Annotated in this window: 16 protein-coding genes and 1 pseudogene; all 17 read left to right on the plus strand. The window is 73.6% G+C overall.

The window, feature by feature from the left end; genetic code table 11:
- Positions 1-244 precede the first annotated feature (244 nt).
- Entirely contained in the window at positions 245-907 is a 663-nt protein-coding gene (locus tag OF117_RS13785) for a phosphoribosyltransferase (protein WP_263553418.1), read from the plus strand.
- 177 nt (positions 908-1,084) lie between these two features.
- Positions 1,085-2,518, plus strand: coding sequence for a geranylgeranyl reductase family protein (locus OF117_RS13790; protein WP_263553419.1), 1,434 nt, complete (start codon positions 1,085-1,087; stop codon positions 2,516-2,518).
- Positions 2,519-2,615: 97 nt separating this feature from the next.
- Positions 2,616-2,978 carry an NADH-quinone oxidoreductase subunit A gene (locus OF117_RS13795; RefSeq protein ID WP_263553420.1) on the plus strand — a complete coding sequence of 121 codons (363 nt, stop codon included), beginning with the start codon at positions 2,616-2,618 and terminating at the stop codon, positions 2,976-2,978.
- Positions 2,979-2,991: 13 nt separating this feature from the next.
- Positions 2,992-3,489, plus strand: a pseudogene (locus tag OF117_RS13800) (NuoB/complex I 20 kDa subunit family protein); the annotation flags it as partial.
- Positions 3,490-3,665: 176 nt separating this feature from the next.
- On the plus strand, positions 3,666-4,406 hold the full coding sequence (locus OF117_RS13805) for an NADH-quinone oxidoreductase subunit C (protein ID WP_263553421.1): 741 nt from the start codon (positions 3,666-3,668) through the stop codon (positions 4,404-4,406).
- A complete protein-coding gene (locus OF117_RS13810; protein ID WP_263553422.1) occupies positions 4,403-5,737 on the plus strand; it encodes an NADH-quinone oxidoreductase subunit D in 1,335 nt (444 codons plus the stop codon). The genes OF117_RS13805 and OF117_RS13810 overlap by 4 nt, the downstream gene beginning before the upstream one ends.
- The gene (gene nuoE, locus OF117_RS13815) at positions 5,734-6,777 is read left to right on the plus strand and encodes an NADH-quinone oxidoreductase subunit NuoE (RefSeq protein ID WP_263553423.1); all 1,044 of its coding nucleotides are present in this window, start codon (positions 5,734-5,736) and stop codon (positions 6,775-6,777) included. Before OF117_RS13810 ends, nuoE begins: the two co-directional genes overlap by 4 nt.
- Before the next feature lies 1 nt (position 6,778).
- Positions 6,779-8,110, plus strand: a complete 1,332-nt coding sequence (nuoF, locus tag OF117_RS13820) for an NADH-quinone oxidoreductase subunit NuoF (RefSeq protein WP_263553424.1) — start codon at positions 6,779-6,781, stop codon at positions 8,108-8,110.
- Positions 8,110-10,599 carry an NADH-quinone oxidoreductase subunit G gene (locus OF117_RS13825; RefSeq protein WP_263553425.1) on the plus strand — a complete coding sequence of 830 codons (2,490 nt, stop codon included), beginning with the start codon at positions 8,110-8,112 and terminating at the stop codon, positions 10,597-10,599. The genes nuoF and OF117_RS13825 overlap by 1 nt, the downstream gene beginning before the upstream one ends.
- On the plus strand, positions 10,596-12,101 hold the full coding sequence (nuoH, locus tag OF117_RS13830) for an NADH-quinone oxidoreductase subunit NuoH (RefSeq protein WP_263553426.1): 1,506 nt from the start codon (positions 10,596-10,598) through the stop codon (positions 12,099-12,101). Before OF117_RS13825 ends, nuoH begins: the two co-directional genes overlap by 4 nt.
- The gene (gene nuoI / locus OF117_RS13835; RefSeq protein ID WP_263553427.1) at positions 12,091-12,729 is read left to right on the plus strand and encodes an NADH-quinone oxidoreductase subunit NuoI; all 639 of its coding nucleotides are present in this window, start codon (positions 12,091-12,093) and stop codon (positions 12,727-12,729) included. The genes nuoH and nuoI overlap by 11 nt, the downstream gene beginning before the upstream one ends.
- A complete protein-coding gene (locus OF117_RS13840; RefSeq protein ID WP_263553428.1) occupies positions 12,726-13,598 on the plus strand; it encodes an NADH-quinone oxidoreductase subunit J in 873 nt (290 codons plus the stop codon). The genes nuoI and OF117_RS13840 overlap by 4 nt, the downstream gene beginning before the upstream one ends.
- Positions 13,595-13,894, plus strand: coding sequence for an NADH-quinone oxidoreductase subunit NuoK (nuoK, locus tag OF117_RS13845; RefSeq protein ID WP_263553429.1), 300 nt, complete (start codon positions 13,595-13,597; stop codon positions 13,892-13,894). The genes OF117_RS13840 and nuoK overlap by 4 nt, the downstream gene beginning before the upstream one ends.
- 74 nt (positions 13,895-13,968) lie before the next feature.
- The gene (gene nuoL, locus OF117_RS13850) at positions 13,969-15,876 is read left to right on the plus strand and encodes an NADH-quinone oxidoreductase subunit L (RefSeq protein ID WP_263553430.1); all 1,908 of its coding nucleotides are present in this window, start codon (positions 13,969-13,971) and stop codon (positions 15,874-15,876) included.
- A gap of 43 nt (positions 15,877-15,919) precedes the next feature.
- Positions 15,920-17,647 carry an NADH-quinone oxidoreductase subunit M gene (locus OF117_RS13855; protein WP_263553431.1) on the plus strand — a complete coding sequence of 576 codons (1,728 nt, stop codon included), beginning with the start codon at positions 15,920-15,922 and terminating at the stop codon, positions 17,645-17,647.
- Positions 17,647-19,197 (plus strand): NADH-quinone oxidoreductase subunit NuoN, encoded by a 1,551-nt coding sequence (gene nuoN, locus OF117_RS13860; RefSeq protein WP_263553432.1) that lies wholly within the window; start codon positions 17,647-17,649, stop codon positions 19,195-19,197. The genes OF117_RS13855 and nuoN overlap by 1 nt, the downstream gene beginning before the upstream one ends.
- On the plus strand, positions 19,197-20,252 hold the full coding sequence (locus OF117_RS13865; RefSeq protein ID WP_263553433.1) for a polyprenyl synthetase family protein: 1,056 nt from the start codon (positions 19,197-19,199) through the stop codon (positions 20,250-20,252). Before nuoN ends, OF117_RS13865 begins: the two co-directional genes overlap by 1 nt.
- Positions 20,253-20,269 lie beyond the last annotated feature (17 nt).

Genomic DNA, 20,269 nt, shown 5'->3' on the forward strand with positions numbered 1-20,269 from the left:
GCGGGGTCCGGACCTGCTGCCCGAAGATCCACAGCGGACTAGCGTCGGTGCATGACGTCACCGCCGCCGACGCCGCAGCCACCGTCGCCCACGCCGTTCCCCACCGACCCGACGCCGTCCCCGACCGAACCGGCGCCGCCGCCGGTCCCGCCGCCGGGACCCGTCCCCGAGCCGGTCTCCCCGCCACCGGACCCCGGACTGCCGCCCGCCTGACGTCGTCCCCTCCCGGTCCAGGAGATCTGCCGTGTCCGCCAAGCGCTTCGCCGACCGCCGCGAGGCCGGGCGCCTCCTCGCCCGGGCACTGACCCCACCGCCGCCGGGACCGATCGTCGTCCTGGGCCTGCCACGCGGCGGCGTCGTGGTGGCCGCGGAGGTGGCCGACGCCCTCGACGCGCCGCTCGACGTGCTCGTCGTCCGCAAGCTCGGCCTGCCCTGGCAACCAGAACTGGCCATGGGGGCGATCGCCGCCGTGGGCGACACGGTGGAGACGGTGGAGACCGAGGCGGTCCTCTCCCGCGTGCGGATCGCGTACGACACCTTCGCGGCCGTCCGCGACGACGAGCTCGTCGAGCTGCGACGGCGCGAGGAGGCCTATCGCGGCGGCCGGCCACCGCTCGACGTCGCCGGGCGTGCCGTGGTCCTCGTGGACGACGGCCTGGCCACCGGCTCGACGATGCGGGCCGCCGTCGCGGCGGTCCGCCGGCAGGGGCCCGCCTCGCTCACCGTCGCCGTGCCGGTCGGGTCGCCGCGGGTCTGCGGCGAGCTGGAGCCGGAGGTCGACCGGATCCTGTGCCTCGAGGCGCCGCGCAGCTTCCGCGCCGTCGGCCAGGCCTACGACGACTTCGGCGAGACGTCCGACGACGAGGTCGTCGCGGCTCTCCGCGGTGCCCGCCCGGCCGCCTCCTGAGCGACCGGCACGACACGACCTGCGCGAGACGAGCGGCCAGGTCCCGGCCGATCGTGACCCTTCCGTCACCGGGGTCGCTGTTCCCCTCCTCACACCCGCGCGTAGGCTCGTGACCGGACACTTTGTGAAGCATTTCACAAGCACGGCGCCACGAGTTCCGGGGAGGAGGGCGCGGCGATGGCCGGCACCGCGACACCGCAGGGTCCGTCGCCGGTCGCGCTGCCGTCGTCCGTCGCGCTGCCGTCGTCCGTCGCGCTGCCGTCGCCCGTCGCGCTGCCGTCGTCCGTCGCGCTGCCGTCGCCCGTCGCGCTGCCGTCGTCCGTCGCGCTGCCGTCACCGGTCCCGCTGCCGTCACCGGGTGACCGGACCAGTGACGTCGTCGTCGTCGGCGCCGGCCCCGCCGGGTCGAGCGCCGCCTGGCACCTGGCCCGCTCGGGGCTCGACGTCGCCCTCCTCGAGAAGGCCCGCTTCCCCCGCGACAAGGTGTGCGGTGACGGGCTGACCCCGCGCGGGGTCAAGGCACTCGACGACATGGGGGTCGACACCTCGCCGGCTGCCGGCTGGGTCCGCCACCGCGGGCTGCGCGTGCGCGGCGGCGGCCGGGTGGTCGAGGTCGACTGGCCGCAGCTGCGCCGCTGGCCCGACTTCGGTCTCGTCCGCACCCGCCGTGACCTCGATGCGCTGCTCGCCGCCCATGCGCAGGCCGCCGGCACCCGGCTGCACACCGGGGTCACCGTCACCGGCCCGCTGCTCGACGACGCGGGGCGGGTCGCCGGCGTCCGGGGCGAGGGCCCGGACGGCGAGCCGCTGACCTGGCGCGCGCGGCTCGTCGTCTCCGCCGAGGGCTGCTCCGGTCGGCTGGCCAAGGCGCTCGGCCTCCATCGCCGCGAGGACCGCCCCCTCGGCGTCGCCGTCCGCCGGTACGTGCGCACTCCGCGGACCCACGACGACTACCTCGACATCTCCTTCGACCTCGCACCCGGCGGCCCCAGCGCCGAGTCGATGCCCGGTTACGGCTGGATCTTCGGCCTGGGCGACGGGACGGCGAACGTCGGGTACGGCCTGCTCGACTCCCGTCGCGGCCGGGGCGACCAGCGGGCCGTGCTGCGCAAATGGCTGGCGACCCTGCCGCCGGAGTGGCAGCTCGACGACGACCACGCGGTCTCCCCGCTGCGCGGCGCGGGCCTGCCCATGGCGCTGCACCGGGCGCCGGCGTACGGCCGTGGGCTGCTGCTGGCCGGTGACGCCGTCGGGGCGGTCAACCCTTTCAACGGCGAGGGGATCAGCTACGCGATGGAGACCGGACGGATGGCGGCCGAGACGGCCGCCCGGGCCCTGGCCGCGCCGGAGGGGCCGGCGCGCGAGGCCGAGCTGCGCCGCTATCCCGCACGGCTGCGGGCCGAGTACGGGCGCCACCACCGGCTGGGCATCGGTTTCCTCGCCCTGCTGAGCCGGCCGGACGTCGTCCGGTTCACGACCGCCCACGGGCTGCCCCGCCCGGTGCTCGTCGCCGTGGCACTGCGGCTGATGGGCAACCTCACCGACGGCCGGGACGGCGACGGCGTCGACCGCGCCATCGCCGCGATCACCCGCCTGGTTCCGGCGGTGTGACCGTGCTGCACATCACAACGAAGACGCATGTCGACACGCTGCGTGCACGCCTGGCCGTTGCGCGGAACGTGATCGGACTCACCGTAGGGTGCCGCTGATGTTCTCGATGTACGTCCCGATCCTCGGGCTGTTCGCGCTGGCCGCGGCCTTCGCCGTCTTCTCGGTGGCCGTCGCGCCGTTCGTCGGACCGCGCCGTCACAACCGGGCCAAGCTGGCCGCCTACGAGTGCGGCATCGAGCCGGTCGACCAGCCGCTGACCGGCGGCCGCTTCCCGGTCAAGTACTACCTGACGGCGATGCTCTTCATCGTCTTCGACATCGAGATCGTCTTCCTCTACCCGTGGGCCGTGGCCAACGACGCGCTCGGCGTCTTCGGGTTGATCGAGATGGTCGTCTTCATCGGCACGGTGTTCATCGCGTACGCCTACGTCTGGCGGCGCGGCGGGCTCGAGTGGGACTGAGAGGGCGCAGGCGATGGGACTCGAGGAGAAGCTGCCCAGCGGCGTGCTGCTGACCACCGTGGAGAAGGTGGTCAACTGGACGCGGAAGTCGTCGCTGTGGCCGGCCACGTTCGGCCTGGCCTGCTGCGCCATCGAGATGATGGCGACCGGGGCGGGGCGCTACGACCTGGCCCGCTTCGGCATGGAGGTCTTCCGCGCCTCGCCGCGGCAGGCCGACCTCATGATCGTGGCCGGCCGGGTCAGCCAGAAGATGGCCCCGGTGCTCCGGCAGATCTACGACCAGATGCCCGAGCCGCGCTGGGTGCTGTCGATGGGCGTGTGCGCCAGCTCCGGCGGCATGTTCAACAACTACGCAGTCGTGCAGGGCGTCGACCACATCGTGCCCGTCGACATGTACCTGCCCGGCTGCCCGCCGCGGCCGGAGATGTTGATGGACGCCATCCTCAAGCTGCACCACAAGATCATGAACGAGCCCCTCGGTGACCGGCGCGCCCGCCACCTGGAGCAGGCCCGGCAGGAGGGCCGCACACGCGACCTGCTGGTCGAGATGCCCTCCACGGTGCGCGCCGACAAGAACCTGCGCCGTGCCTACGAGGAGGCCGCCGCCCAGGGCCGGACCGGTCAGTTCGCCATCGAGCAGCGCGACGGCAACGTCGTCCTGCCCGAGCAGCTGGGTCGGGTCGCCCGATGACCGGTCCGGGTGACCGCAGCGGACGCACCGAGGCCTCGGAGGGCGCGACCGCACCGAGCGGCGGCTTCCGCAAGGGCGCGTTCGGCGTCACCGGCAGCGGCGACACCTCCGGCTTCGGCGGGCTGGTGCGGGTCGAGCCGGGCGGCGCCGTGGCCCTGCACTCGACCGAGCGGCCCTACGGCGGCTACTTCGACGAGGTCACCGACGCCCTGGTCGACGCGGTCGGCGAGCAGACCTACGCCGCTGCGGTGCAGCGGGTGCTCGTCGACCGGGGCGAGATCACCTACTTCGTCGTCCGCGAACACCTGCTCACCCTGGTCCGGGCCCTCCGCGACGACGAGGCGCTGCGCTTCGAGCTGTGCAGCAGTCTCTCCGGCGTCGACTACCTCGACAGCGGTGGCCCGGCAGCCGCGCCCGGCCGCCCGCGGCTGCACGTCGTCTACCACCTGACCTCGATGACCTACCGCCGCCGCATCCGGCTGGAGGTCGCGGTCACCGCCGAGGACCCGCACGTCCCGTCGGTCGTCGGCGTCTACCCGACGGCCGACTGGCACGAGCGGGAGACCTACGACATGTTCGGCGTCGTCTTCGACGGCCACCCGTCGCTCACCCGGATCCTCATGCCCGACGACTGGGACGGCTTCCCCCAGCGCAAGGACTACCCGCTCGGCGGCGTCCCGGTCGAGTACCACGACGCGACCATCCCGCCCCCGGACACCCGCCGGAGCTACCGATGACCACGACGTCCTACGACCCCGCCGACCCGTATGCCGGCTCCCGGGAGACCACCGAGGGCCGCATCTACACCGTCACCGGCAACGACTGGGACACCACGCTCGGCGCCGACGTCACCGGCGAGGAGCGGCTCGTCGTCAACATGGGCCCGCAGCACCCTTCGACCCACGGGGTGCTCCGGCTGGTGCTCGACCTGGAGGGCGAGACCGTCACCAAGGCGCGGGTGGTCATCGGCTACCTGCACACGGGCATCGAGAAGAACACCGAGTACCGCACCTGGACGCAGGGCACGACCTTCGTGACGCGGATGGACTACCTGTCCCCGCTGTACAACGAGGCCGCCTACTGCCTGGCCGTCGAGAAGCTGCTGGGCATCCAGGCGCCGCAGCGTGCGCAGACGATCCGCGTGCTGGTCATGGAGCTCAACCGGATCGCCTCGCACCTGGTCGCGCTGGCCACGTTCGGCATGGAGATGGGCGCCCTCACCGGCATGACCAACGGCTTCCGCGAGCGGGAGATGGTGCTCGACCTGCTCGAGGAGATCACCGGCCTGCGGATGAACCACGCCTACATCCGTCCCGGCGGGCTCGCCCAGGACCTGCCGGAGGGCGCCGAGGGGTCGATCCGCGAGTGGCTGCGGATCATGCCGGCCCGGGTGGCCGACTTCCACCGGCTGCTCACCGGCCAGCCGATCTGGCAGCGGCGGCTCAAGGACGTCGGCTACCTCGACCTGACCGGCTGCGTGGCGATGGGTGTCACCGGGCCGGTGCTGCGGGCCACGGGCCTGCCGTGGGACCTGCGCAAGGTCGAGCCCTACCTCGGCTACGAGACCTACGACTTCGAGGTGCCGACCGCCGACACCTGCGACGCCTGGGGTCGCTACCTGGTCCGCATGGCCGAGGTGAACGAGTCGCTGCGGATCATCGAGCAGGCGCTCGACCGCCTCGAGCCCGGCCCGGTGATGGTCGAGGACAAGAAGATCGCCTGGCCGGCGCAGCTGTCGCTCGGCTCCGACGGCATGGGCAACTCCCTCGACCACGTGCGGCACATCATGGGCCAGTCGATGGAGGCCCTGATCCACCACTTCAAGCTGGTCACCGAGGGCTTCCGGGTGCCGGCCGGCCAGGTGTACGTGCCGATCGAGTCGCCCCGCGGCGAGCTCGGCTACCACGTGGTCAGCGACGGCGGCACCCGCCCGTGGCGGGTGCACGTCCGCGAACCCAGCTTCGTCAACCTGCAGGCGACCGCGGCGATGAGCGAGGGCGGCATGCTCGCCGACGTCATCGCCGCGATCGCCTCGCTCGACCCCGTGATGGGGGGCTGCGACCGATGACCGCGCTGCCCGGCAGCCCCGAGGGGACGGCGACCACCGGGCTGGACTCGACCCCGGTCGACTCGCGCCCGGGGACCCTGGCCGAGCTGCCGCCGCTGACGGAGACCACCCGCGAGGAAGCGCGCCAGATCATGGCCCGCTACCCCGAGCCGCGCTCGGCGCTGCTGCCGATGCTGCACCTGGTGCAGTCGGTCCAGGGCTACGTCTCCCCCGAGGGCGTCGCGCTGTGCGCGGAGGAGCTCGGCCTGACCAAGGCCGAGGTCGGTGCGGTGGCGACCTTCTACACGATGTACAAGCGTCGCCCGACCGGCCGGCACCTGGTCAGCGTGTGCACGAACACCCTCTGCAACGTGCTCGGCGGGCAGCGCATCTTCGACGCGCTGGCGGCCGACCTCGGCGTCGGTCACGACGAGACGACCGACGACGGCTCGCTCACCCTCGAGCACGCCGAGTGCCTCGCGGCCTGCGACTACGCCCCGGTGGTCACCGTCGACTACGAGTTCTACGACCAGCAGGACGTCGACAGCGCCCGCGAGCTGGTCGCCGCGCTCCGCCGCGGGGAGAAGCCGGACCCCACCCGGGGCGCGCCGCTGACCGACTTCCGCGGCATCTCCCGGCAGCTGGCCGGCTTCACCCAGCACCCCGACCGGGCCGCCGCGCGGGCCGCGGTCGACGCGCCCATGCAGGACGAGCCCACCCTGCGCGGCGTCCGGCTGGCCGCCGAGCGCGGCGAGGCGGCGCCGCCGCTGCCCCGCCGCCGGGAGCCCGAGCCGGCGGACCGCGGCGAGCCGCGCGAGACGGTGCGGCCGACGGGCCGCACCGGCCAGACACCGGAGGAGGAGGCCGCTGACGCCCGCGTCGCCGCGGCCGACACCCCCGCGGAGAAGGCAGGCGCCGCCGAGGCACACCCCGACCGCGGCACCGAGTACGGCCGCCGCGACCCCGGCGAGGGACCTCGTCGAGGAGAAGGCACGGAGACCCCGGCCACGAAGACGCCCGGCCAGGCCGGGCAGGGAACCTCGATCGAGCGGGAGCGCTGACATGCCCCTCACCCCCGTGCTCACCTCGCGGTGGGGCGCCGAGCAGTCGTGGCGGCTGGCCACCTACGAGCGGCTCGACGGCTACGTCGCGCTGCGCCGGGCGCTGCGCATGCAGCCCGACGAGCTGGTCACCCTGGTCAAGGACTCCGGCCTGCGCGGTCGTGGCGGAGCCGGCTTCCCGACCGGCATGAAGTGGAGCTTCATCCCGCAGCCGAAGCCGGGGGAGACGCCCACCGGCCCCGCGGCGCTGCCCAAGTACCTCGTGGTCAACGCCGACGAGGGCGAGCCGGGCACCTGCAAGGACGTCCCGCTGATGATGGCCGACCCGCACTCGCTGGTGGAGGGCGTGATCATCTCCGCGTACGCCATCCGGTCGCACTTCGCCGTCATCTACGTCCGGGGCGAGGCCGTCCACGCCCACCGCCGGCTGGTGTCCGCGGTCGAGGAGGCCTACGCGGCCGGCTACCTGGGCCGCGACGTCCTCGGCTCGGGCTACGACCTGGAGCTGGTCGTCCACGCCGGCGCGGGTGCCTACATCTGCGGCGAGGAGACCGCCCTGCTCGACTCGCTGGAGGGGTACCGGGGCCAGCCGCGGCTCAAGCCGCCGTTCCCCGCGGTCGCCGGCCTCTACGGGGCGCCCACCGTGATCAACAACGTGGAGACGCTGGCCAGCGTCCCGTTCGTCGTCCGGGGCGGCGCCGACTGGTTCAAGGAGTTCGGGCCGGAGAAGAGCCCGGGTCCCAAGATCTACTCGATCTCCGGCCGCGTCGTCCGGCCCGGCCAGTACGAGTGCCCGATGGGCACGACGATGCGCGAGCTGATCGACATGGCCGGCGGCATCCGCCCCGGCCACGAGCTCAAGTTCTGGACGCCGGGCGGGTCGTCGACGCCCTACTTCACCGCCGAGCACCTCGACGTCCCGCTGGACTTCGACTCGGTCGCCGCCGCGGGCTCCATGCTCGGCACGACCGCGCTGATGGTCTTCGACGAGACCGACTCGATCGTCGAGGCCACCCTGCGGTTCACCGAGTTCTACGCGCACGAGAGCTGCGGCAAGTGCACCCCGTGCCGCGAGGGCACCTTTTGGCTGGTCCAGATCCTCGAGCGGCTGGTGCACGGCGAGGGCACCGCCCGCGACCTCGACACCCTGCTCGACACCTGCGACAACATCCTCGGCCGGTCGTTCTGCGCCCTCGGCGACGGCGCGACCAGCTGCATCTCCAGCTCCCTGAAGTACTTCAAGGACGACTACGTGGCCCTGCTGCCCCCCGAGGAACGGGCCCGCCTGGGCCGCTCCCTGCCCATCGAGCCGGTGAAGGTCGGTGCCGCCTGATGAGCGTCCCGCCCGCGACCGGCCCCACGACGCCGGTCCCCGCGCCGGCGCTGCCGCCCGGCGTCCCGGGGCCGCACACCCCACCGGACGCCGTGCACTGCACCGTCGACGGCTTCGACGTCGCCGTGCCCAAGGGGACGCTGATCATCCGGGCCGCCGAGATGGTCGGCATCCAGATCCCGCGGTTCTGCGACCACCCGCTGCTCGAGCCGGTCGGCGCCTGCCGCCAGTGCCTGGTGGAGGTGGAGGGCCAGCGCAAGCCGGTGGCCTCCTGCACCATGCCGGTCACCGAGGGCATGGCGGTGAAGACGCAGCTCACCAGCCCGGTCGCCGACAAGGCGCAGCAGGGCACCATGGAGCTGCTGCTGATCAACCACCCGCTGGACTGCCCGGTCTGCGACAAGGGCGGCGAGTGCCCGCTGCAGAACCAGGCGATGAGCAACGGCCGGGCCGAGAGCCGCTTCGTCGACGTCAAGCGGACCTACCCCAAGCCGCTGCCCATCTCCAGCCAGGTGCTGCTCGACCGCGAGCGCTGCGTGCTGTGCGCCCGGTGCACCCGCTTCTCCTCGCAGATCGCCGGTGACCCGTTCATCGAGCTGTTCGAGCGGGGCGCGCTGGAGCAGGTGGCGATCTACGAGGACGAGCCGTTCGAGTCCTACTTCTCGGGCAACACCACCCAGATCTGCCCGGTCGGCGCGCTGACCAGCGCCCAGTACCGGTTCCGGTCGCGCCCGTTCGACCTGCGCAGCGAGGCCAGCGTCTGCGAGCACTGCGCCTCCGGCTGCGCGCAGCGCACCGACTACCGGCGCGGCAAGGTCCTGCGCCGGCTGGCCGGCGAGGACCCGGCGGTCAACGAGGAGTGGAACTGCGACAAGGGCCGCTGGGCGTTCCGCTACGCCACGGCCACCGAGCGCCTCACCACCCCGCTGGTCCGCCGGGACGGGGTGCTCCGGCCGGCGTCTTGGCCGGAGGCCTGGGCGGCGGCGGCCGAGGGGCTGCGGGCCGCGAGGGCCGCCGGCGGGGTCGGCGTGCTGCCCGGCGGGCGGCTGACGGTCGAGGACGCCTACGCCTACGCCACCTTCGCCCGGGTCGCCCTCGGCACCAACGACGTCGACGCCCGCGCCCGCGCCCACTCGGCCGAGGAGCTGGCCTTCCTCGGCGCGCTGGTGGCCGGCACCGGCCCCGGCCGCGGCGGCGTCACCTACGAGGAGCTGGCCGCCGCCCCCGCGGTGCTGCTGGCCGGCTTCGAGCCGGAGGAGGAGTCGCCGATCGTCTTCCTCCGCCTGCGGCGCGCCGTCCGCAGCCGGCGCCTGCCGGTCTTCGACCTGGCGCCCTTCGCCACGCGGGCCGCGGAGAAGCTCCGTGCGACCGTGCTGACCACGCTGCCCGGCGAGGAGGGCCGCTCGCTGCGCGCCCTGGCCGAGGGCAGCTGGGGCGGCCCGGCGGTCGAGGCGCTGCGGCAGCCGGGCGCCGTCGTCCTGGCCGGCGAGCGGCTGGCCGAGGCGCCCGGCGCCTTCTCCGCGCTGGTCGCCCTCGCCGACGCGACCGGTGCCCGGGTGGCCTGGGTGCCGCGCCGGGCGGGGGAGCGCGGGGCGGTGGAGGCCGGCGCGCTGCCGGGCCTGCTGCCCGGCGGGCGCAGCGTCACCGACGCCGGCGACCGCGCCGAGGTGGCGCAGCGCTGGGGTGTGCCGCTCGACGCCGTGCCGGCGACCCCGGGCCGCGACACCACCGGCATCCTCGCCGCCGTCCGCGACGGGCAGCTGGGCGGTCTGCTCGTCGGCGGGGTCGACCCGGCCGACCTGCCCGACCCGCGGCTGGCCGAGCAGGCCCTCGCCGCCGCTGGGTTCGTCGTGAGCCTGGAGATGCTGCCCAGCGCGGTGACCGCGCACGCCGACGTCGTGCTGCCGGTCGCCGCCGCACCCGAGAAGGCGGGCAGCTACCTCGACTGGGAGGGCCGGGTCCGCACCTTCGACGCCACCCTCCACGGCACCGGCCAGCTCCCCGACGGCCGCGTGCTGCAGGGCCTGGCCGAGGAGATGGACGTCGACCTGGGCCTGCCCACCCCGGAGGCGGCGCGGGCCCAGCTCGCCGCGCTCGGTGGCGCGGCCCGGCCCTACCCGCGCGACGGGCTCGACGTCGCCCCTCACGGCGCGCCGGACCTGCGCGACGACGAGGCGCTGCTGGCCTCCTGGCGCCAGCTGCTCGACGTCGGCACCCTGCAGCGCGACGAGCCCGAGCTGGCCGGCACCGCCCGGCCTCCGGTGGCCCGGCTCGGCAAGGACGCCGCCCGGCGGCTGGGCCTGGCCGACGGCGACCCGCTGACCGTCACCGGCAGCGCCGGGTCGGTCACCCTGCCGGTCGTGGTCACCGAGATGCCCGGCCGGGTGGTGTGGCTGCCGATGAGGTCCCCGGGCTGCGAACTGCGCACCCAGCTCGGCACGGCTCCCGGGGGCGTCGTCCGGCTCTTCGCCGCGGGAGGGGCGCGATGAACCTGCTGGCCGCGGCCGTACCGCTGACGCCGCTCGCGGCGGCCGACCAGCCCACGCTGGAGGACTTCGGCACCGACGTCTGGTGGATCGTGCTGATCAAGATCCTCGGTGTCTTCGTCCTGCTGGTGCTGATGACGCTGTTCGCCATCGTCTTCGAGCGCAAGGTCGTGGCCCGGATGCAGCAGCGGATCGGCCCCAACCGGGTCGGCCCGCGCGGCTACCTGCAGAGCCTCGCCGACGGGCTGAAGCTGGCGTTCAAGGAAGACATCATGCCGGCGCTGGCCGACAAGCCGGTCTACTTCCTGGCTCCGGTGATCTCGGCCATCCCGGCCTTCGTGGCCTTCTCGGTGATCCCGCTGGGCCCGACGGTCAGCATCTTCGGCCAGCGCACGCCGCTGCAGCTCACCGACGCCCCCATCGGGGTGCTCGTCGTGCTGGCCATGTCGGCGATGGGGGTCTACGGCATCGTGCTGGCCGGCTGGGCGTCCGGCTCGACCTACCCGCTGCTCGGGGGGCTGCGCAGCGCCGCGCAGATGGTCAGCTACGAGATCGCGATGGGCCTGTCGATCGTCGCGGTCTTCCTCTACGCCGGGTCGATCTCGACGTCGGAGATCGTGGCCGCGCAGGCCGACGGCAACCAGCTGTCGTTCTTCGGTCTGGAGTTCACCGGCCCCAGCTGGTTCATCGTGCTGCTGCCGGTCTCCTTCGTCATCTACGCCATCGCCGTCGTGGGCGAGACCAACCGCGCGCCCTTCGACCTGCCCGAGGCGGAGAGCGAGCTGGTCGGCGGGTTCCACACCGAGTACACGTCGCTGAAGTTCGCGCTGTTCTTCCTCGCCGAGTACATCAACATGGTCACCGTCTCCGCCCTGGCCGCGACGCTGTTCCTCGGCGGCTGGCGGGCCCCGTGGCCGCTGTCGCTCTGGGACGGCGCCAACTCCGGCTGGTGGCCGCTGCTGTGGTTCTTCCTCAAGGTCGTCGCCGCGCTGTTCGTCTTCATCTGGCTGCGCGGCACCCTGCCCCGGCTGCGCTACGACCAGTTCATGCGCTTCGGCTGGAAGGTGCTCGTCCCCACCGCGCTGGTGTGGATCATCGCCGTCGCCACCATGCGCACCGTGGCCCGCGAGGCGGACCTGACCACCGGTCAGGTGGCGCTGTTCGTCGGCGTCCCGCTGGCGCTGGTCATCCTGGTCGGCCTCGCGGCGGTGAGCCGGGCGGCCAACCGCGCCACGAGGCTGGCCGCCCTCGAGGCGGCCGCCGGCTCCAACCACCCGACCGAGCCCGAGCCCGAGGTGCTGCCCGCGACCGGGCCGCGCCGCCGTCCCACCGGCGGCCCGAGCCGGTCCGAGGGCGGCTTCCCCGTCCCGCCGCTGGACCTGAAGGTGCCCCCCTCGCCACGCCTGCGCGCCCGTGAGCCGGTGGCGCCGGACGGCGCCGTCGTGGCCACCGGACGACGCGGCAGCACCGCCACCGCCACCGAGGAGGACGGCGATGACCGATAACAACGACCAGGGCGCGACGGTCGCCCGGCGGTCCGGGGGCGAGGTCGAGCGCTCTCCCGGCCGCGACCGCCGCCCGGCCGTCCGCGACAGCGTCATCCCCGCGCCCGGGCAGGGCTTCGGCGTCACCTTCGCGCAGATCTTCCGCAAGGTGACCACCGAGCAGTACCCGTTCGAGCCGAAGGTGACCAAGCCGCGCTACCACGGCCGGCACGTGCTCAACCGGCACCCCGACGGGCTGGAGAAGTGCGTCGGCTGCGAGCTGTGCGCCTGGGCCTGCCCGGCCGACGCCATCTACGTCGAGGGCGGGGACAACACCGAGGACGAGCGCTGGTCGCCCGGCGAGCGGTACGGCCGCGTCTACCAGATCAACTACCTGCGCTGCATCTTCTGCGGCCTGTGCATCGAGGCCTGCCCGACCCGCTCGCTGACGATGAGCAACGACTTCGAGCTGGCCGACGACAACCGGCGGGACCTGATCTACACCAAGGAGCAGCTGATGGCCCCGCTGCTGCCCGGCATGGAGGCCCCGCCGCACCCGATGCGGCTCGGGGACGACGAGAAGGACTACTACGTGCGGACGCCGGAAGCCGGCTCGCCCGCCGAACCCGTGGTGGGGGAGAAGGTATGACCCCGCTCGCGGGCCTGACCCCGCTCGCCGCCGCGGCGGACACCTCCGTCCGGCTCGGCGGGGGCGAGACGGTCGCCTTCTGGGTCCTCGGCCCGGTCGCCCTCGCCGGTGCCCTGGGCATGGTGTTCAGCCGCAACGCCGTCCACTCGGCGCTGTGGCTGGTGCTCACCATGCTGTCGCTGGGCGTCTTCTACGTCATCCAGGACGCGCCCTTCCTCGGCGCGGTGCAGGTGATCGTCTACACCGGCGCGATCATGATCCTCTTCCTGTTCGTGCTCATGCTCGTCGGCCGCGACTCGTCGGACTCCGTCGTCGAGTCGCTGCGCGGGCAGCGGGTCGCCGCCACCGTGCTCGGCGTCGGCTTCGCCGCGCTGGTCGGTGCGGGCATCGCCCGGGCCACCGAGGGCCTGGGGGTGGTCGGTCTCGAGGAGGTGCAGGGCCAGAACGGCAACATCCCGGCGGTCGCCGAGCTGCTGTTCACCCGGTACCTGCTGGCCTTCGAGGTGACCAGCGCGCTGCTGATCACCGCGGCCGTCGGCGCGATGGTGCTGGCGCACGTCGAGCGCGAGCCCGGCAGCCGCCGGACGCAGAAGGAGCTGTCGAAGGCGCGTTTCCTCACCGAGCGGCCCTCGACGCTGCCCGGCCCGGGCGTGTACGCGCGCGCCAACTCAGTGGCCGCCCCGGCCCTGCTGCCCGACGGGCGGCCGTCGGTGGACAGCTTCGCCACCGGCATCGAGCCCCAGCCGGTCGAGCAGATGCCCCGGCCGACCGGCCGTGCGCAGCTCGGCCAGCCCGACGCCTCGCTGGGCACGCTCGACCCCGAGCGCGTCGACGGCGGCCCGGTCGACCAGGCGGAGGACCGGCGGTGACGCTCACCTGGTACCTGGTGCTGGCGGCCATCCTCTTCACCATCGGCGCGGCCGGGGTGCTCGTCCGGCGCAACGCGATCGTCGTGTTCATGTGCGTCGAGCTGATGCTCAACTCGGTGAACCTGACGCTGGTCACCTTCGCGCGGGCCACCGGCACCCTCGACGGCCAGGTCATGGCGTTCTTCGTCATGGTCGTCGCCGCGGCCGAGGTGGTCGTCGGTCTGGCGATCATCATGTCGATCTACCGCACCCGCCGGTCGGCCTCGGTCGACGACGCCAACCTGCTCAAGTACTGACCCGCCAGCCGACCGCTGGACGACCCCCGTGACGGAGACCCCCGTGCCCGACCCCGCCGTGCCCGAGACCCGCCGTGGCTGAGGCCGCGCCCGCCGAGGGGCTCGCCGCCGCCGCCTGGCTGCTGATCGCCCTGCCGATGGCCGGCGCCGCCGTCCTGCTGCTCGCCGGCCGGCGGGCCGATCGCTGGGGGCACCTGCTCGGCTGCGCCACCGTCCTCGCGGCCTTCCTGCTCGGGGTCCTGATCACCGTCGACGTCGCCGGGCTGCCCGAGCGGTCGGCCGCGGTGGAGCTGTTCACGTTCATCGCCACCGGATCGCTCGACGTCCGCGCCGGGCTGCTGGTCGATCCGCTGTCGCTGGCCTTCGTGCTGCTGATCACCGGCGTGGGCTCGCTGATCCACGTCTACTCGGTCGGCTACATGGCGCACGACCCGGGACGCCGCCGGTTCTTCGGCTACCTCAACCTCTTCGTCGCCGCGATGCTGCTGCTCGTCCTGGGCGACAGCTTCGTCGCGCTCTACGTCGGCTGGGAGGGCGTCGGCCTGGCGTCCTACCTGCTCATCGCCTTCTGGTACCGCCGCCCGGCCGCGGCCACGGCCGCCAAGAAGGCGTTCATCATGAACCGGGTCGGCGACGTCGGCCTGGCGCTGGCGATCTTCGTGATGTTCGCCCAGCTGGGCACCACGTCCTTCGAGGGGGTCTTCGGCTCGGTCGAGGCGCTGGCCGGCGGCACCCTCACCGCCCTCGGCCTGCTGCTGCTGCTCGGCGCCTGCGGGAAGTCCGGGCAGTTCCCGCTGCAGTCCTGGCTGCCCGACGCGATGGAGGGCCCCACCCCGGTCTCCGCGCTGATCCACGCGGCGACGATGGTCACCGCCGGGGTCTACCTGATCGCCCGGGCGGCGCCCATCTACGACCAGACGCCGACGGCGCGGGCCGCCGTCCTGGCGGTCGGGGCGCTCACCCTGATGATCGGCGCCATCGCCGGCTGCGCCTACGACGACATCAAGAAGGTGCTGGCCTGGTCGACGGTCAGCCAGATCGGCTACATGTTCCTGGCCGTCGGCCTCGGCCCGGTCGGTTACGCCGCGGGGCTGGCCCACCTGCTCACCCACGGCTTCTTCAAGGCCGGCCTGTTCCTCGGCGCCGGATCGGTGATGCACGCGATGGGCGACCAGGTCGACATGCGCCGCTTCGGCGGGCTGGCCCGCAAGGTGCCGATCACCTTCGTCACCTTCGGCCTGGGCTACCTGGCCCTCATCGGGTTCCCGTTCCTGTCGGGCTACTTCACGAAGGACGCGATCATCGAGGCCGCGCTGGACCGCGGCGACACCTGGGGGCTGGTGCTGGGCGGGGTGGCGATCCTCGGCGCCGGGCTGACCGCGTTCTACATGACCCGGCTCATGCTGCTGACGTTCGCCGGGAAGGCGCGGTGGACCGACGACCAGCACCCGCACGAGTCCCCGCCGGTGATGACCGTGCCGATGATCCTGCTGGCGGTCGGGTCGGTCGGCGCGGGCTTCGTGCTCGTCTCGGTCGCCCCGCTGGCCGACTGGCTGGAGCCGGTGTTCGGCGAGCCGGCCGAGCCCGAGCACGTGATCGCCCCGGCCCTGGTCGCCGCCGTGGTCACCGCGGTCGCCGCGGCGGGGGTGGTCGCGGCCTGGCTGTTCGTCGGCCGCCGCGAGGTGCCGCTCACCGCTCCGGCGCGGGTGTCGCCGGTGACCCGGGCGGCGCGCAACGCGCTGTACGCCGACACGGTCAACGAGTCGCTGTTCATGCGTCCCGGGCAGTGGCTGACCCGGGCGCTGGTGTGGGTCGACAACCGCGGTGTCGACGGCGCCGTCAACGGACTGGCCGCCGCGTTCGGCGGGTCGTCGTCCCGGCTCGGCCGCGCGCAGACCGGCTTCGTGCGCACCTACGCGCTCGGCATGCTGGGCGGCGCCGTCGTCGTCGCGGGCGCGCTGCTGGCGGTGACCGCCGGGTGAACCGAGAACTGCTCCCCAGGACCGACGGAGAGGTGCGCCGACGGTGAGTGCGTCCCTGTACCTGGTCGCCATGATCGCGGTGCCCGCGGTCGGCGCGGCCGTCACCGCCGCGCTGCCCGGCGCGCCCGAGGGTCGCGACGAGCGCGCCAAGCGGCTGGCCCTGGGCACCAGCCTGGTGGTCCTGGTGCTCGCCGTGCTGGCCGCGCTGGCCTTCGACCCCGGCGGCGACCGCTTCCAACTGACGTCGTCGGTGTCCTGGATCCCCGACTTCGGGGTCTCCTTCGCCCTCGGCGTCGACGGCATCGCCCTGGTGATGCTGCTGCTCATCGGCGTCCTGGTGCCGGTGGTGGTGCTGGCCTCGTGGCGCGACACCGCCCCCGGCGAGCGCTCGATGCGCACGTTCTTCGCCTGGCTGCTGCTGCTCGAGTCGATGATGGTCGGGGTCTTCGCCGCGACGGACGTGTTCCTCTTCTACGTCTTCTTCGAGGCGATGCTCGTCCCGATGTACTTCCTGATCGGCAGCTTCGGCGGGCCGCGCCGGCAGTACGCCGCGGTGAAGTTCTTCCTGTACAGCCTGGTCGGCGGGCTGGTGATGCTCGCCGCGGTCATCGGCCTGTACGTGGTCAGCAGCAGCTCCCTCGGCGAGGGCACCTTCGCCTTCGACGCCCTGCGCTCGATCGAGATCGACCCGGGTGTGCAGAAGCTGCTGTTCCTCGGCTTCTTCGTCGCCTTCGCCATCAAGGCGCCGCTCGTGCCGTTCCACACCTGGCTGCCCGATTCCGGTGCCGAGGCGCCCATCGGTGGCGCGGTGCTGCTGGTCGGCGTGCTGGACAAGGTGGGCACCTTCGGGTTCCTGCGCTACTGCCTGCCGCTGTTCCCCGACGCGTCCCGCGACTTCGCGCCGTGGGTGCTGGCGCTCGCCGTGGCGGGCATCCTCTACGCCGCGCTGCTGGCCATGGGCCAGAGCGACATGAAGCGGTTGGTGTCCTACACGTCGATCTCGCACTTCGGGTTCATCGCGCTGGGCATCTTCGCGTTCAGCACCGAGGCGGCCACCGGCGCGGTGCTGTACATGGTCAACCACGGCATCGCCACCGGGCTGCTGTTCCTCGTCGTCGGCATGCTCATCGCCCGGGGCGGGTCGCGGCGCATCGCCGACTACGGCGGCGTCGCGAGCCGGGCACCGCTGCTGGCCGGCGCCTTCCTCGTCGCCGGCCTGGCGTCGCTGGCCCTGCCGGGCACCAACAGCTTCGTCAGCGAGTTCCTGGTGCTCATCGGCTCGTTCCCGACGCGGCCGGTGTTCACCGTCCTGGCGACCGTCGGCATCATCCTGGCCGCTCTCTACATCCTGCTGATGTACCAGCGCACGATGCACGGCCCGCCCCGCGGCGTCCTGGTGGGCGCCGACGACACCACCGGCGGGCACGGTGCGCCCGACCGGGAGGACGCCGCGGCGGAGGCGGTGCCCGCGGCCGAGGCGGCGCCCGCGTCGGAGACGGTGCCCGCGTCGGCTGCGGAGGCCGGCGCGGCGACGGCGACCGCCACCGCGACCGAGGCCGCCCCGCGCGCCGGGTCGCTGCGCGTCCGCGACCTCGACCGGCGCGAGCTCGCGGTCGTCACGCCGCTGATCGCGCTGATCCTCGCGCTCGGCTTCTACCCGCAGCCCGTGCTGGACCTGATCGAGCCGGCCGTCGCCGCGACCATGTCCGACGTCGGCGCCGATCCTGCCGGCACCGCACCCGACACCGACCCGACCGGGGGGACCGACTGATGGGCGACATCACCGCCCCCGACCTCTCGCTGGCCGCCCTCGCCCCGCTGCTGTTCGTCTTCGGCGCCGCCTGCGTCGGCGTGCTGGTCGAGGCGTTCGGCCCGCGGGGCAACCGGCAGCCGGTGCAGCTCGCCGTCGCCCTCGTCGGCACCCTGGGCGGGCTGGTCAGCGTCCTGCTGCTGGCCGGCCGCGGCGAGGTCACCGCCGGCGGAGCGCTCGCGGTCGACGGCGCCGCGCTGTTCCTGCAGGCCGTGATCGCCGGGCTCGGCGCGCTGTCGATCCTGCTGTTCGCCGAGCGGGCGCTGGACCCGGCCCGGTCGGCGTTCGTCACCTCCGCGGCCGTCCCGGTGGGCAGCCCGCGCGACCGCGAGCAGGCCATGTCACCGCGGGTGCAGACCGAGGTCTACCCGTTGGCCACCTTCGCCATCGGCGGCATGATGCTGTTCGCCGCGAGCAACGACCTGCTCATCATGTTCGTCGCGCTCGAGGTGCTCAGCCTTCCGCTGTACCTGATCAGCGGGATGGCGCGGCGACGGCGGCTGCTGTCGCAGGAGGCGGCGGTCAAGTACTTCCTCCTCGGCGCCTTCGCGTCGGGCTTCTTCCTCTACGGCCTGGCCCTCGTCTACGGCGCCACCGGCAGCATCCGGTTGTCCGACGTCCGCGCCTACGCCGCCGTCGGCGGTGCCGACGTGCTGCTGGTTCTGGGCCTGGCGCTGCTCGTCGTCGGACTGATGTTCAAGGCCAGCGTCGCCCCGTTCCACACCTGGACGCCGGACGTCTACCAGGGCGCCCCGACACCGGTCACCGCGTTCATGGCCGCCTGCACCAAGGTCGCCGCCTTCGCCGCCGTGCTGCGGCTGCTCTACGTCGCCTTCGGCACCAGCGAGTGGACCTGGCGGCCGCTGGTCTACGGCATCGCCATCGTGTCGATGGTCGTCGGCGCCGTCCTCGGGCTCACCCAGACCGACCTCAAGCGGATGCTCGCCTACTCCTCCATCGCGCACGCCGGGTTCCTGCTCGTCGGTGTCATCGCGCTCGGCGCCGGCAGCGACGGCGGCGGCTCCGGGCTGTCGTCGACGATGTTCTACCTGCTCGCCTACGGCCTCACCACGCTCGGCGCGTTCGCGGTGCTCACCCTGGTCCGCGACGGCGACGGGGAGGCCACGCACCTGTCGCAGTGGGCCGGCCTGGCCCAGCGCTCGCCGCTCACCGCAGCGATCATGGGCATCTTCCTGCTCGCCCTCGCCGGCATCCCGCTCACCAGCGGCTTCACCGGCAAGTTCGCCGTGTTCCGAGCCGCGATCGAGGACGGCGCCTGGCCGCTGGTCCTGGTCGCGGTGCTGGCCAGCGCGGTCGCGGCGTTCTTCTACGTCCGGGTCATCGTGCTCATGTACTTCTCCGCACCCGCGGAGGAGGGCCCGACCGTCGGCGTCCCGGGGCTGCCCACGACCATCGCGCTCGCCGTGACCGTGACCGCCACGCTGGTGCTCGGCGTCGCGCCCGGGCCGGTGCTCGACCTGGCCCAGCGGGCGGCTATCTTCGTCGGTTGATGACCGGAGCCCGCGCCGCAGTCGGCAGCACGCCTCCCGACGCCTGGCACCGGGGCTCCACCCCGGCGTCGACGATCGGGCCGTGGCTGCCCGACGGCGCGCTCGGCGACGCGCTCGCCGACGGCCTGGCGGCCGTCGAGGCGGCGCTCGCGGCCGCCGTCGACAACGACCACCCGTTCGTCCGCGAGGCCGCCGGGCACCTCATGGCCGCGGGCGGCAAGCGGTTCCGCCCGCTGCTGGCGCTGCTCGCCGCCCAGCTCGGCGACCCGGCCGCTCCCGAGGTGGTCCGCGCCGCCGTGGTGTGCGAGCTCACCCACCTGGCCACGCTCTACCACGACGACGTCATGGACGAGGCCACCGTGCGGCGGGGGGCGCCCAGCGCCAACAGCCGGTGGAGCAACAGCGTCGCGATCCTGACCGGCGACCTGCTGTTCGCCCGCGCGTCCGACCTGCTGGCCGACCTGGGCCCGGAAGCGGTGCGCATCCAGGCGCGGACCTTCGAGCGGCTGGTGACCGGGCAGATCCGGGAGACCGTGGGCGCCGCTCCGGGCGACGACCCGGTGGCCCACTACCTCGACGTGCTCGCCGACAAGACCGGCTCGCTCGTGGCGACGTCCGCCCGCTTCGGCGCGGCCTTCGCGGGGGTGCCCGCGCCGCTGGTGGCCGAGCTGACCGCGTTCGGCGAGGAGGTCGGCGTGGCCTTCCAGCTGTCCGACGACCTGCTCGACATCGTCAGCGCCGACGGCTCCTCCGGCAAGGAGCCCGGCACCGACCTGCGCGAGGGCATCGCCACGCTGCCCGTGCTGTTCGCGCTGGCCGGCGACGACCCGGCGGAGGCGCGGCTGCGCGAGCTGGTGTCCCGGCCGGTCACCGACGACGCCGAGCACGCCGAGGCGCTGTCGCTGCTGCGCGCGTCGACCGCGCTCGTCCGCGCCACCGGGGTGCTGCGCGCCTACGCCGACCGGGCGCAGGCACGGCTGGAGGCCGTGCCGCCCGGCGACGTCCGCGACGCGTTCACCGCCCTCTGCGACTACGTGGTCACCCGCAGCAGCTGACCGCGACGGCGGCCGGG

It is taken from the genome of Geodermatophilus sp. YIM 151500, assembly GCF_025716945.1.
GTDB lineage: Bacteria > Actinomycetota > Actinomycetes > Mycobacteriales > Geodermatophilaceae > YIM-151500.

What these genes read in the sequence shown, in the direction of transcription:
- OF117_RS13790 (WP_263553419.1), top strand. Translation starts at nt 1,085, where the DNA reads ATGGCCGGCACCGCGACACCGCAGGGTCCGTCGCCGGTCGCGCTGCCG.
- OF117_RS13795 (WP_263553420.1), top strand. Translation starts at nt 2,616, where the DNA reads ATGTTCTCGATGTACGTCCCGATCCTCGGGCTGTTCGCGCTGGCCGCG.
- OF117_RS13805 (WP_263553421.1), top strand. Translation starts at nt 3,666, where the DNA reads ATGACCGGTCCGGGTGACCGCAGCGGACGCACCGAGGCCTCGGAGGGC.
- OF117_RS13810 (WP_263553422.1), top strand. Translation starts at nt 4,403, where the DNA reads ATGACCACGACGTCCTACGACCCCGCCGACCCGTATGCCGGCTCCCGG.
- nuoE (WP_263553423.1), top strand. Translation starts at nt 5,734, where the DNA reads ATGACCGCGCTGCCCGGCAGCCCCGAGGGGACGGCGACCACCGGGCTG.
- nuoF (WP_263553424.1), top strand. Translation starts at nt 6,779, where the DNA reads ATGCCCCTCACCCCCGTGCTCACCTCGCGGTGGGGCGCCGAGCAGTCG.
- OF117_RS13825 (WP_263553425.1), top strand. Translation starts at nt 8,110, where the DNA reads ATGAGCGTCCCGCCCGCGACCGGCCCCACGACGCCGGTCCCCGCGCCG.
- nuoH (WP_263553426.1), top strand. Translation starts at nt 10,596, where the DNA reads ATGAACCTGCTGGCCGCGGCCGTACCGCTGACGCCGCTCGCGGCGGCC.
- nuoI (WP_263553427.1), top strand. Translation starts at nt 12,091, where the DNA reads ATGACCGATAACAACGACCAGGGCGCGACGGTCGCCCGGCGGTCCGGG.
- OF117_RS13840 (WP_263553428.1), top strand. Translation starts at nt 12,726, where the DNA reads ATGACCCCGCTCGCGGGCCTGACCCCGCTCGCCGCCGCGGCGGACACC.
- nuoN (WP_263553432.1), top strand. Translation starts at nt 17,647, where the DNA reads ATGGGCGACATCACCGCCCCCGACCTCTCGCTGGCCGCCCTCGCCCCG.
- OF117_RS13865 (WP_263553433.1), top strand. Translation starts at nt 19,197, where the DNA reads ATGACCGGAGCCCGCGCCGCAGTCGGCAGCACGCCTCCCGACGCCTGG.